The organism is Streptomyces sp. NPDC014006 (assembly GCF_043088925.1).
Lineage (GTDB): Bacteria > Actinomycetota > Actinomycetes > Streptomycetales > Streptomycetaceae > Streptomyces.
Genome location: NZ_JBICAJ010000038.1, coordinates 1 through 12,097 on the forward strand (window position 1 = coordinate 1; position 12,097 = coordinate 12,097).

Annotated in this window: 14 protein-coding genes; 8 read left to right on the forward strand and 6 right to left on the reverse strand. The window is 67.9% G+C overall.

Translation table 11 applies throughout. The annotated features are described in order from the left end of the window. Positions 1–113 precede the first annotated feature (113 nt). A complete protein-coding gene (locus tag ACF1GV_RS42055; RefSeq protein WP_391692380.1) occupies positions 114–3,383 on the reverse strand; it encodes a hypothetical protein in 3,270 nt (1,089 codons plus the stop codon). A 166-nt stretch (positions 3,384–3,549) separates the two neighbouring features. Here ACF1GV_RS42055 and ACF1GV_RS42060 point away from each other — a divergent pair, with 166 nt between their 5' ends. After that, entirely contained in the window at positions 3,550–3,858 is a 309-nt protein-coding gene (locus tag ACF1GV_RS42060) for a hypothetical protein (RefSeq protein ID WP_391692382.1), read from the forward strand. A gap of 210 nt (positions 3,859–4,068) precedes the next feature. Here the strand turns inward: ACF1GV_RS42060 and ACF1GV_RS42065 are convergent, their stop codons facing one another. Continuing rightward, positions 4,069–5,034, reverse strand: a complete 966-nt coding sequence (locus ACF1GV_RS42065; RefSeq protein WP_391692384.1) for a recombinase family protein — start codon at positions 5,032–5,034, stop codon at positions 4,069–4,071. A 326-nt stretch (positions 5,035–5,360) separates the two neighbouring features. Here ACF1GV_RS42065 and ACF1GV_RS42070 point away from each other — a divergent pair, with 326 nt between their 5' ends. The 6 genes from ACF1GV_RS42070 (at position 5,361) to ACF1GV_RS42095 (ending at position 9,876) form a co-directional block, all read left to right on the forward strand. Further along, positions 5,361–5,999, forward strand: coding sequence for an RNA polymerase sigma factor (locus ACF1GV_RS42070; RefSeq protein ID WP_391692386.1), 639 nt, complete (start codon positions 5,361–5,363; stop codon positions 5,997–5,999). A 481-nt stretch (positions 6,000–6,480) separates the two neighbouring features. Continuing rightward, on the forward strand, positions 6,481–6,801 hold the full coding sequence (locus ACF1GV_RS42075) for a hypothetical protein (protein ID WP_391692388.1): 321 nt from the start codon (positions 6,481–6,483) through the stop codon (positions 6,799–6,801). 167 nt (positions 6,802–6,968) lie between these two features. Next, on the forward strand, positions 6,969–7,349 hold the full coding sequence (locus ACF1GV_RS42080) for a hypothetical protein (protein WP_391692390.1): 381 nt from the start codon (positions 6,969–6,971) through the stop codon (positions 7,347–7,349). A 36-nt stretch (positions 7,350–7,385) separates the two neighbouring features. Next, positions 7,386–8,075, forward strand: a complete 690-nt coding sequence (locus tag ACF1GV_RS42085) for a zeta toxin family protein (protein ID WP_391692392.1) — start codon at positions 7,386–7,388, stop codon at positions 8,073–8,075. A gap of 626 nt (positions 8,076–8,701) precedes the next feature. After that, a complete protein-coding gene (locus tag ACF1GV_RS42090; RefSeq protein ID WP_391692394.1) occupies positions 8,702–8,986 on the forward strand; it encodes a hypothetical protein in 285 nt (94 codons plus the stop codon). Between the two features lie 11 nt (positions 8,987–8,997). Next, complete coding sequence (locus tag ACF1GV_RS42095; protein WP_391692396.1) at positions 8,998–9,876, forward strand: helix-turn-helix domain-containing protein; 879 nt, start codon at positions 8,998–9,000, stop codon at positions 9,874–9,876. Positions 9,877–10,008: 132 nt separating this feature from the next. On the opposite strand, the gene ACF1GV_RS42100 is transcribed toward ACF1GV_RS42095, so the two are convergent. Further along, positions 10,009–10,257: a DUF4913 domain-containing protein gene (locus tag ACF1GV_RS42100; RefSeq protein WP_391692398.1), complete on the reverse strand. Its 249-nt coding sequence runs from the start codon at positions 10,255–10,257 to the stop codon at positions 10,009–10,011. A 5-nt stretch (positions 10,258–10,262) separates the two neighbouring features. Between ACF1GV_RS42100 and ACF1GV_RS42105 the strand changes: the two genes are divergently transcribed. Further along, complete coding sequence (locus tag ACF1GV_RS42105; protein WP_391692400.1) at positions 10,263–10,643, forward strand: hypothetical protein; 381 nt, start codon at positions 10,263–10,265, stop codon at positions 10,641–10,643. A 58-nt stretch (positions 10,644–10,701) separates the two neighbouring features. Here ACF1GV_RS42105 and ACF1GV_RS42110 read toward each other — a convergent pair whose 3' ends face one another. The 3 genes from ACF1GV_RS42110 to ACF1GV_RS42120 form a co-directional block, all read right to left on the reverse strand. After that, a complete protein-coding gene (locus tag ACF1GV_RS42110) occupies positions 10,702–11,163 on the reverse strand; it encodes a TraG/TraD/VirD4 family protein (protein ID WP_391692402.1) in 462 nt (153 codons plus the stop codon). Between the two features lie 95 nt (positions 11,164–11,258). Next, positions 11,259–11,633 (reverse strand): fic family toxin-antitoxin system, toxin component, encoded by a 375-nt coding sequence (locus ACF1GV_RS42115; RefSeq protein WP_391692404.1) that lies wholly within the window; start codon positions 11,631–11,633, stop codon positions 11,259–11,261. A gap of 15 nt (positions 11,634–11,648) precedes the next feature. Further along, positions 11,649–11,876 carry a hypothetical protein gene (locus ACF1GV_RS42120; RefSeq protein WP_391692406.1) on the reverse strand — a complete coding sequence of 76 codons (228 nt, stop codon included), beginning with the start codon at positions 11,874–11,876 and terminating at the stop codon, positions 11,649–11,651. Positions 11,877–12,097 lie beyond the last annotated feature (221 nt).

Genomic DNA, 12,097 nt, shown 5'->3' on the forward strand with positions numbered 1-12,097 from the left:
GAGCGAGCAACTTCCACTCCTGATCGGTGAGTTCATGACGACGTATCACCCCACCATGATCCACCACCCACTGATCTTTGAAGACGGACCCTAGTCCTGGAGCCCTGGCTGGATCACTCCAGGTCGTCCCATGACCATGGAGAGGCAGCACTCCCATTGGGCTCACGCCCGAACCGGAACTGCCCCAAGTTGCCTTCAGCTCCAATGAATTGCTCGAAGAATCCTAGGGCGGGAAGCCGTGCGGTCAGGACGTTTAACTGCTCCTGTGCCCCTACCTCCCGCAACTCCTCCAGCAGCTGGACCACCTCGAACGGGTGGTCGAGAGGTGCGTTAGCAGCGGCCCGTGCGGCCAGGACGCTCAACTGCTCCTCTGCCCCCGCCTTCAGCAAGGCCTTCAGCAGCGGGATCACGCCGAAAGGGTGGTCGAGGGGTGCGTGGGTGGCAGGGTCGCGGGCCAACAGGGTATTCATCTGCTCCTGTGCCCCCGCCTTCCACAACGCCTCCAGCAGCTTGGCCACCGCGTCTGGGTCGTCGAGGGGTGCGTGGGTGGCAGGGTCGCGGCCCAGCAGGGTATTCATCTGCTCCTGTGCCCCCGCCTCACGCAACCCCTCCAGTAGCTTGGCCACCGCGTCTGGGTTGTCGAGAGGTACGTGAGCGGCGGCCTGCGCGGCTAGGGCCTCCGCCTGCTCCTGCGTCCCCATCTCCCGCAACCGGGACAGCAGCCGGGCGAACGGGTCCGTGTCGTCGTCGAGGGGTACGTGGGTGGCGCGGCCACGGGCCGCCAGAGTGTCCATCCGCTCCTGTGCCCTCTCCAGCCACAACTCCTCCAGCAGCTTGGCCACCGCGTACGGGCTGTCAAGGGGTACGTGGGCGGCGGCCCGTGCGGCCAGGACCTCCGCCTGCTCCTGTGCCCCCGCCTCTCGCAACTCCTCCAGCAACTGGAACACCGTGTTTGGGTTGTCGAGGGGTACGTGGGCGGCGGCCCGTGCGGCCAGGACCTCCGCCTGCTCCTGTGCCTCCACTACCCGCAGCAAGCCCAGCAGGAGGGGGAGCAGGTGCGTGTCATTGTCGAGAGGTACGTGGGTGGCGGGGTCGCGAGCCAGCAGAGTGTTCATCTGCTCCTGTGCCCCCACCTCCCGGAACGCGTACAGCAGCAAGGCCACCTCGTCCGGGTGGTCGAGAGGTACGTGGGCGGCGGCCCGTGCGGCCAGAACCTCCGTCTGCTCCTGTGCCCCCGCCTTCAGCAACGCCTCCAGCAACTGGAACACCCATGGGTTGTCGAGGGGCGCGTGGGTGGCGGGGTCGCGGGCCAGCAGGGCGTTTATCTGCTCCTGTGCCCCCGCCACCCGGAACGCGTACAGCAGCAAGGTCACCTCGTCCGGGTGGTCGAGAGGTACGTGAGCGGCGGCCCGTGCGGCCAGGACCTCCGCCTGCTCCTGTGCCCCCCAATCCCGCAACGCCTTCAGCAGCCAGACCACCGCGTCTGCGTGGTCGAGGACGACGTGGGTGGCGGGGTCGCGAGCCAGCAGGGTGTTCATCTGCTCCTGTGCCCCCGCCTCTCGCAACTCCTCCAGCAGCCAAACCGCCGCGTTCGGGCTGTCGAGGGCGGCGTGCGTGGCGGGGTCGCGCGCCAGCAGGGCGGTGACTTGCTCGTGCGCGCCACCCTTCCGCAGTACCCGTAGCAGCTCGCCGACGGCGGACGGGTCGTCGAGGGAGGCGTGCTCGACGGCCCATTGGGCGGGGCGCGGGTCGGCGGGGTGCAGGGTGTGCAGGTGGTCAACGAGGTAGTGGGCGGCGCGGGGGTCGTTGTGGGTGGTGGCGTTTTTGTGGAGTTGGGCGGCGTCGCGGTATAGGCCGCGGGCCCAGGCAGCGTTGCCGAGTGCGGTTAGGTCGGAGGGGTGGGCGTGGTTGGCGGCGGCGGTCCAGAAGTCGATGGGAGGGATGGTCTCGTTTCGGTGGCGGCGGCCGTGCTGGTCGAGGTAGTCGGCCAACTGATAGTGGGGTCCTGGCGTGTTCTGGGCGGACCGCCCGGTGCTGGCGGCGTTCGCGCCGGTGGGTCGGCGGTTGCGCTGGTTGCGGGCGGCGCCGGTTTTGACGGGGGTGAGGATGCCGCGGATGCCGTTGCAGGGTGTGGTGACGTAGGCGAGGGCTTGAGGAAGCCAGTCGTCATTGAGAGCGTCGTATTCGGCGTCGGTGAGGTAGCCGGGGGCGGCGGCGGCCAGCCAGTCCAGCGGGACGTGCGGGCCGGCACCGAGACGGCGGGCGTCCATGGCAGCATGGATCAGGGCCCGGGTGGCATTCCGGGATACGTCGTAGCGATCGAGTAGGGCGGGCACCCCGGCCAGGTACTGGGTGATTTGGGCGTTTTCTGCGCGTTCGGCGGCCTCGGTGAGCCGTGCATCATCGCCGGCGATGTCAGCGAGCTCGGCCAGTTCTTCAGGAGTGAAGGCTTCCGGTACGTCGATCTTGTGCCCGTGTAGCAGTTCTCGGGCCTGAGCGTGCCGGTCCGGGTCGGTGCGGATGGTCAGGACGTCCCAGTGCTCGGGCCACAGGGTGGCCAGCACCAGCACCGGGGCGCGCGACTGGTCGTGCAGCAGGCTGCGCACACCCGCCGCGACCTGCTCGCCAAGCTGGTCCGGGCCGAGGTAGAGCTGGGCCTCGTTCAACCACACCACGGTGCGCGGGGCAATGTCCTCAAGGTCACCCAGCACTGCATCCGGGCGGGCGGGGCTTAGGGGATGCCACAACCGCCAGGAGGCAGGTAGCTCCCGGACCGCCTCCCACAGAGCGCGGGTCTTGCCCGTGGAGGAACCGCCGACCAGGACCGCGATGCCGCTGCGCCCGGTCTCCGCGGCGTCGACCACCGCCGCCAGACGTTCATCGTGCGCGCGCTGGACGTAGGCGGGCAGGACCCCGAACCGGTCACAGGAGTTACCGGTATCCAGAGCCGGGTGGACTTCCAGGTCAGCCAGGACGCGTCTGTCGTCGAACTCGCCGAGCGGCAGCCCGACGCCCTGCGCCATCCGGGCCTGGACCCACAGATCGCGCACCCGCCCGGCCAGATCTGAGGCATCCCACGCAGCCCCGCGGGCCAGCACCACGGCAACGGAAACCACATCGGCCTGGTTGGGCGGTTGAACCGGATCACTGATGATGCGGCGGACGGTATCCCGGCTTGGTGCCCCAAGGATCGCGTGGTCTTCGGCATCGGCACTGTCGATGTCCGCAGCAATGTCATCCAGGCTCGGGGCGCCTGCCGCCAGATAGACCTCGTACAGCAGGTCCTTCAGTTCCCGAAGCGCACGCGGCCATCCCACTCGTGCCTGCTCCAGCGCCCGGGACCGCTTGTGTCGCGCCGGGTCGCCTCCCGTGTCGCCACTCATCGCACTACCTTCCCCGGCCCGGCATCCGGTATGGCCCTGAACAGCACCATTGTCCGCTTCAGTGGATGGTTTGTCGCAACTCGGAGTCGATCTCTGCGGGGGCCCCAGCGTGGACAGCGAGCCGGCCGGCTGCCCACCCGCCTATCACGATCCCGTGGAGGTCCCCATGTCCCGTTCGCCCCTGAACCTGACCGATGCTGTGCTGCGCGGTGCCATCTCCGGCCCCGGCCGGGCCATCAGCACCCGGCTCCTGGAACAGCTCACTTCCATGTTCGACCCGGCCACCCCCTTCGGGGTCTTCCTGCTTGGGCTCGCCTCCGCCGTCGCGTTCGCCCTGCTTTCGCGGGGATGGCGCCGCTTCCGGCAGCTCGATCCCGCCTCACCGCTTGGGATGATCGCGTTCACCGCCGTCGGTGCAGCGGTGGTGGTGATCCCGGCGCTGTTCTACCTGCACTACGCCGCGGTCCGGCTGTGACCGTTCCTGGTCCTCTCGTGCGGTGCGTCGTGCGGCCAGGCGCCGCTGCTGGGCACGCTCTGACCTCCGGCCGGGCCTATGCGCCACAGATCCGGCCGGACGGGAACATGCCTCATATGCCTGAACCCATGTCGCCAGCCTGACCTGGGCAGGCATGCAATAACGCTAGATAACAGCGACGGTCAGGGCCCTCGTAGTGGCGGTCAGCGCCTACCCTGACAGGGCCGTCCCAGCGGTCATCCCCCGAGCTCCTGGGGCGGCGCCGACTCGGTCGGCATAGACCCGGTAGGCCTTCCGCCCCGCCGGTGCCGCCCCGTCGGCGGCGAGAGCGGCACACGCCTCCAGGGCCGCCCGGTGGACGCTGAGCGGTGCGGCCACCCGCAGCGAGTAGCCCTGGCCCCGCCGGATGGACCGCCCGCCACGCAGCGCGTCCCGTACGACTACGTCGGCCGCGTCCTGCAGATGTTCGGCGAGCAGGCCGGGCACGTCGATACTCACCACCGGGTCGGCAGGCGCGGAGGCCTCGGGCTCGGGCTTCTCCTCACCGCCCAGCTCCCCCAGCAGCTCTACTGGGTCGTTCGGCACGTCGCGGGCGCCGGCGGAGTCGAGTACGCGTCGGATGACCTTGGGGTCAACGTCGTACTCCCGGGCGAGGGCCTTCACCGCAGCACCCTCTTCCTGGTAGGCGGCAACGATGGCGGCAGCCTGATCGGAGCTGAGGCGGGATGGCCTGCCCAGGACCTTGCCCGCGTTCCGCGCAGCCGCGACGCCGTCCCTCGTGTTTTCACTGATCATGTCCCGCTGGAATTCGAGCACCCCGGCGAGCATCGTGACGAACAGCTTCGTCATCGGGTCCTCGGAGGTGAGGTCCATCCCGGACCAGGCGCCGGACGCAATGCGCAGATGCAGGCCGCGCCGCCGGAGGACGTCGCGGACATCGAGCACGTCCTGGACCGAACGGAAGAGGCGCGCGGCGTCCGCCAGACGTACGACGTCGCCGACTGCCGCCTCGTCGAGCAAGCGCTGAAACCCGGGCCGCTTCAGCGGGTGCAGGCGGCTCGAGGTGGCCGGGTCCTCGTAGACCGGCGACCCGCTGGCGACGTAGGGCTCCAAGTGATGCTTCTGCCGCAGATTCGTCTGCTTATCCGTCGAATGCCGCATATAGAGCCGGTCCACGATCGAGTCTCCTCCGAGAGCGAGCGGGCCGCAGGGCACCAACGGCCGTCCCTAGCACTCTATGGGGGCGAAAAGGGGAGGCGCAAAGATGCCGAACGCCGCATTGGATTGATCACGGGATTGCCACGGAGATCGATTGGAACATCCAATCACGACAACAGGGGGCGCAGACGGCCGTTTTCGCCTCCCCCGACCCACGGATTGAGGTCGTGTGACGCACGTCACCCAAACAGTCGGAGGGGCCAGGTGCCTGTACTTGGGCGAAAGAGCGCTCTGCCGTCCCCCCGTCTCTCGGACAGGGGCCTTGACCGTGAAGGACAACCGCAGTGAGCGAACCCAAGCGCTGGCGAAAAAAGCCCGACCAGGAGCTCCACACCCTGGGCGAGCCGTCGCCCTCGCTGTCACCAAAGGAGCGGAAGCAGTGGGAGAAGGTCAGGGCCAACGAGAAGTCCTTGCGCCGTATCACCCGCGCGTTGGCGACGGCCGAACATGAGAACCCCGTCTTCGCGGCGGCCACGAAGGGCTTTCTCACCAAGCTGGAGAACAGTGGCCCCGTCGCAGGCAACCCGCTCACCTACCTGATCAAGATCATCAGGCATGAGGCGGGCGCGCACCGCAAGAAGATCGCGGAGGAGCAGGCCCGCGTGTATCCCGTCGGGGACGACATCCATCTCCTGGACACCACGGACTCGGTCACCCCCGAGGACCTCGTGGTGCTCAAGGAGATCAAAGAGTCCCTGAAGGAGAAGCTGCCGCTCCTGCGCAAGGAGTTCAGCAAGCAGGAGTACAAGGTCTTCCTGCTCACGGAGGCAGAAGGCATGAACTCCCGCGAGATCAGCGAGGCGCTGGGAGGCACGGTATCGCCGGGGGCCGTCCGCCAGTCGTTGCTCGCGGCCCGGGAGAAGCTGAAGCGCCCTGCGGTCCGAGCGCGTTTGGGGGTCTCACCCCTGGCGGAGCAGCAGTAGCAGCCGTTCCCTCGGGCGCACGGGACGTTTCGACAGCGTCCCGTGCACACCGAGGGTGGGTTGCTCAGCCCGCCTCGGAAGGAGAAGAACAAGATATGGAAATGGAAGATCACCCCAGGGCGAGCGTGTCCTTGTGGATCGCCTCGCACGTGATCCTGCTCTGGTCCATCGTCGTGCACTTGGTCGACCGAGTTCTACTGCTCTTGACGCCGACACCGCGAAGCGCGCGGTCGGCTCATCGTTCGGCCATGACCTTGGCCGCGCTTGCCCTCGCGTCACTATTGCCGTCCCGGGAGACGGAGCCGGCACCACACAGGAACAACTGACCGGTCTAGTGGGCCGGGGTCCTCCTAACTAACACAGGAGGGCTCCGGCCCACTGGTATTTCTACCGGCACACAGGGTGCGGGACTGGGCTCGACGGAGCCCAGGGAGAGGGGCCGCTCGTACAGCGGGCGCCCCCGACTAAGGGGCCACAGCCAGTGCAGGTCACGTTCGACTTCGGCACCGCCGTATGGACGATCATGGGAATTCTCGTTGGTGTCGGTGCCTACCAGTGGTCCCAGCCGACCCTCCCCAGCACGCCAACGGCTCAGCCCATGGGCATGACCAAGGGCGAGCGACTGGTCCTTGCACTCACTGCGGCGGTCGCGGTGATCACCTTCGGCGCCTACATCTCGCACGGCGTGAAGAAGGTCGAGATCGACAAGCCCGTGCCGACGGTCTCGACCACGATCTCGCCGACGGTCTCGACCACGATGCCGCCGATGGTTTTCATGACGGCCTCGGAGTTGCTGAAGTAGACGGCACCCGACCGGTAACGAGGGCGGCCCCCATCCGATGGGGACCGCCCTCGACCGTTTCCGTCCCCCGGGTCACTGGATTGATGAGGCGACGCGACTGTTCCGCTGCGACCTCGGGCAGGGTTCACCAGTCGCCGGACGGTCCGGCGAGGAAGAGGGGGAACCTGATGAGCCAAGATCTGAACGCGGAGTTGTCCCGCATCTATGAGCTCTGCATCGAACAGGTACGCAAGATCGCCGCGCTCGACCCGACCAAGCCCGTAGAGGGATGGGACCAGTACACCTGCACGTCGGCCCACGAGTTCGCGGCGGACGCCGAGAGGGCGTGGATCGGGGCTCACCCCAAGTACGAGGTGCGTGACCCATACGGGGCAATTATGGGCGGCGTTCCCATCGGGCGTGAAAGCGTCTCCGGGGACTCGCCTACGCGATACATCACGTACGGGCTGACGTCCTTCGGCCGTGTCCTGCAATGCATCGAGGCCATGCGCGTCGGCCGATTCGACCCGCACGTGCCAGGCGGCATCATCCGAAACGACCAGGACTGAACCAACCGGGGGCCGGCACTCAGCTCTACCCGAGCGGTGGACCGTTTTCGCCTCCTGACCTCGCAGAACGCCCCGGCCGTGGAGGACAAGATGCGCGCCTACCGTGAGGCGGGGGCGCGCATCGAGGGCCTGTTCATGGGCGTCCCGCAGGCCATGAGCAACCAGGGCATCGTCAACCGCTACTTCGAGCAGCTCGCCGACCGCGGCCAGGGACGGCTGACCGTCCAGGCGAACGCAGACGAGTCCTACCGCGGCATCCTTGAGCTGGCCGACCGCGTCGACCAGGCTGCACTGGTCGACCTGGCGAGCGTCTACCGGCGCGGCGAAAGCAAGCCCCGCTACAGCAACACCCTGGACGCCGCGGGGGCCTGGGCGGCCCCCCCCCCGGCCCTGCGGCAGACCCTGCAGACCGAACGGGACCGTCCCTGGACGGCCTCCGAGAGCGACAGCTTCGTCGCCACCCAGCTGAGGCTGCGTGAAGCCAGCCGGGAACTGGGCGGTGAGTGGCCTGCCCGCTTGGCTGCGATCGAGAAGCAGGCGCGGCCACTGCTCACCCAAGCCGCCGGCGCACAGCTCGGCCCGGTGCGTCCCTCCGCTGCGGCCGCGCGTTCGCGCAGCACCACCACCCGCTCCAAGCCCGCGCCTGGATCTTCCGCCAGCCCAGACCGGACAGCTCCTCGTCCTGGGCCGGACAGCCCCGAGCACCGCCAGGGACGCAGTAGGTAGTAGGCCAACGGCGTAGGGGGCTGCACGAGGGGCGCGGGACGCCTGTGCCGGTCTCAAATACACATTGAAGGCATAACAAGCAACGTATGGGTCGGGCTGGTGACCCCGCCGCGGCCAAGCGGCAGGTCACCAGCCCGTTCTGCGTGGGTCGCGCGCCAATCGCAACCCGTGTGTCCCCAGAGTGAAGCGCCAGCAGCAAACTGAGGGATCTGCGTCAGGTGAACATCGTCCACTCCGCTGCAGTGCTTCTACTGTGGACCTGATTTATTTAAATGACGCTGCCTCAAACCGGGACGGCACGCGGGGCAACCCCCCACTACGCCTGCAACACCGCAGGTGGGGGGGTATCCGGCTGGACAGATATCACCTGGACGGAAAACGGGTTAACTACTCGGCCATTAGCGGTCGCATGCCCAGCTCTGAGATCGTTGCTGCTGGCGGTTCCTAACGTCAACTCCCAGCGGCCGTACGCCAATCGGCCCATGGATACGTCAAGAGCCTCCCGGATCCCTCGATCGCACATCGGGCTCTCGCCAAGCCGTCCCGTGATCCCCCGGATCCGAAGTCGCCAGCAGCGGGGCGGCGGTCCCTGACCGCCGCCCCCCGGAAAGACTGAGGGACCTTTCATGACCATGCACAACCGCGGCCAGGTCGACGACTCACACAGCACCCCGAGCATGCCGGCGTTCGGCATGCCTCAGGCGCTGGTGATCCTCGGCTTCCTCTTCGCCGCCGTCGTCCTCCGACTGACTGCCCACATGAGCGTTCGGGACATCGTGATGCTCCTGACCGTCGCTGGCATCGCCAGCGTCGGCGTTCTGCTCGCCACCGGATTCAACAACCGCCCAGGCGGTCACAGCCTGCTGCGTCGGCTGCTGAGCGCCGCCCTCACGTCCGGCTCGGGCAACTGAGGGGCGGCGTCATGGGACGTCCGGAGAAGCCAGTCGATCAGCCCGTGTACGCCCTGAAGGTGCTCGCTGAGATTCTGCGCTCGATGCGCCGCGAGGCGAACCTGACATTCGCAGACTTGGCGGCCCGTACCCACTACTCGGCTTCGCAGCTCCAGCGCGCGTCAGGCGGCATGGATCTTCCCACGTGGCACGTCGTGCGGGCGTACACCGAAGCCTGCAGCGCCTTGTGCGACGAGGCCACGAAGGCGAAGAACATGAACTTCGCCAGGGTGGCGCACGATGCGGCCAGCGATGCGATGCGCAGCGTGCGGCGCGACGCTCGACGTTCCACAGTGCTGCCCAAGCCGCAGTATGTGAGGGATCAGGCCGACCTGAGTGGTGCCCTGCGCGATGCATGGGCGCGGGCGGGCCGCCCCTCTATGCGTGACATGGAGGCCGACAGTTTGGGGCTGCTTCCTCGCAGTACAGCGCACGCCATCTGCAAGGGCCGCACGGTGCCCAGGAACTTCCGGCAGTTCGTCGCCTTTCTTGACGCGTGCAACGTCACAGGTGCGGCACTCAAGCCCTGGTACGGCGCGTTCCTCAAGGTCTTCGGCATGCCCTACGACGGCGACGTCGCCGCGGTACTGGGGTTCTTCACCGGCTCCTCTGCCCGAGAGTCACTGCTCGACTTCTACCTGGAAAATTGCACGACCAAGGAAGAGGAGACACAGAGGTTGATGGCCATCGCGCGCCTCTACCCCCGCGACGCGATGCCGTTCTGGGTCGTGGTGGGCGGGGACCAGGCCGTCCCCTTCAACACGCCGATCATAGGAGACCTCCTTGAAGTAATGACTGTCGAGATCCCGCGCAACGCAGAAGGCGGCCAGCGGCAGACTCTAGCGGCGTGATGCTGGGTGGGGGCGGCCAGCGCCGCCCCCACCCAGCGCGTCATGCGCGGGGTCTGAGACCGATCGTGCCCATGCGAAGGATCGTCCGCAGCAGCTCGGCCCAGACCGCGCGTGGTTCGTAGCCGAGAAGCATCAGGCACGCTCCTCGCCGGCGCCGCGCCAGGCGCTGGGTACGAGTCCGGGCATGCGGTGCTCGACCTGGTGGACGTTCTTGCTGCACCCGGCGAAGGGGCCGCTGGAGCCGCGCAGCTCGCGCAGGCAGGGGTCGAGGTGGTCGCGGTGCCACACGCTGGGACCGGTGTAGCCGCAGGTGGCGGGGTCGGTGAGTTCCTGCCAGCTGAGCCAGCAGGCGGGCGGGCGACGGCGACGGGGTGTTCCCACCACAGGTGGCACCAGCGGGCGTCGGCCGACGGCTCGGCGAGGTAGCCGGGGACGAGGACGCCCTCGACCCACTCGATCAGCGCGCGCAGCTCGTCGTCGTACTGCGGGGGGTCGAGCAGGAGGATGAACGGCGGGTACTGCCACTCGTCCTCGGGCTGCGTCTCTTCCTCGAGGCCGTCGCCGTCCTCGGCCGCGTCAGCGAAGGCCTCGCCGGGCTCCGCGCCGGCGCCCTGGCTCAGCGTCTCGACCAGGGCGGTGAGGCGGGCCACGGTCGCCTTGAGGTCCTCAACGTCCTGGAACAGGCCGACGGGGACGTCGAAGTCGGGTTCATCGGCCACGGCGGGCTGCCTTCCTCTCGTCGTAGGCGGCGACGGCGCGCTTGGTGATGGCCCTCTCCTCGGCCTTCATCTGCGGGCCGATGTGGGCCATGGCGTCTTCCTCGTACTAGGGGCGCAGGGCGATCTGGGCGACGGGCATGCCGGTGGCCATCAGCAGGGCGGTGCCCCGCTTCATGGCGCGGACTTCGGCGGGGTCCAGGACCTGCTCGCGTTGCTCGCCGACGCTGTAGCTGTAGCCCTCCTTGGACTTGGAGTAGGAGCCGCGGTGGACGGAGTGGGCGACGACGAGGGTGGAGACGCCCTGGGCGAAGTTCCAGTCGTCCAGTCCGACACCGATGATTTTCTTGGTGGCGGCCGACCACATGGCGTCCATGCCGACCTCGCCCCAGGCCTTCACGCCCTGGCGGTAGCTCTGCAGGATCGTCACGGGGGTGATGCCACGCGAGCCCAGGTGGGAGTACAAGTCGGCGATCTTGCAGATGTTGGCGGCTTCGTCCAGGACGGCGCGCATCGGCTCGGGCAGGCGGCCGCCGTGGCGCTCTCCGGCTTCGGCACCGGCGGTGAACACGGCGTCGGCGAGGGCGGCGACGACCGCGCTCGCGGGGCCGTGTTGATCAGCAGCTTCTCCACCGCACGGAACTTGGAGCGTGGCTGACCTTGGGCTCAGCTTCGTTCTGTCCACTCCTTGAGCGCATTGGCCAGGGTGCGGATATCCATCGGCTGGGCAGCGACCTGCTCGGCAAGGTCTGCGGCTTCCTTGGCGGTGAACCTTACGGGCAGGCCGCTGGCGGTCAGGTAGCCGACAGCGACTGCCGCGCCGAAGAACTGGTTGCTGTGTTCCAGAGCCGGGATTCGGACCAGGGACTGAAAAAGAGCCGCAGCTCGGTGGTGAGGGCGGAGGTATACGGGTTCCCCCATGACGCGGAAGGCGTGTCGTGCCCGTGCCGCTTCCAGGGCTCCCCAGTCCGTGACATCAGGGTCGCCCAGCTGCGTGCGGGCGATCTCCAGCAGCCATGCGAGATCTACTGTGAGGTCCATTGCGGGCAGCCAACCTCATGCTGCCGTGGAGCTGGGACCCGGTCCGAACCGGCGGGCGAACTCCTCGCGCATGCCGGGGGCGCTGATGAAGCGGGCACTGCCCTCCAGGAACCGGGTGCGCGCTAGATCGGCTGCCAGCCGCCGGCTCGCGTACTGATCAGGTTCCTCGTGACCGTCAGCGGCGAGACGCTGCAGTTCTTCGTATGTCTCGTCGTCGACCTCGATGCGGATCTCCTTTGCCATGGGACCACGGTAGCCGGGCCGAAGACTGGCGGGGAGGGATGAGCTGAAGCCAGTCAGCAACTTGCCCGCGGTCCTGCCCGGGGGACAGTGGAGCGGGCTAGCTAGGGTCCGTCTTCAAACGGATCATGCCCAGAGCAGCAGCGACGCGAGACTGACCGCTGCCTCGTATGAGGTGGCGGTCTTGTCGTATCTGGTGGCAATGCCGCGGAAGCCTTTGAGGT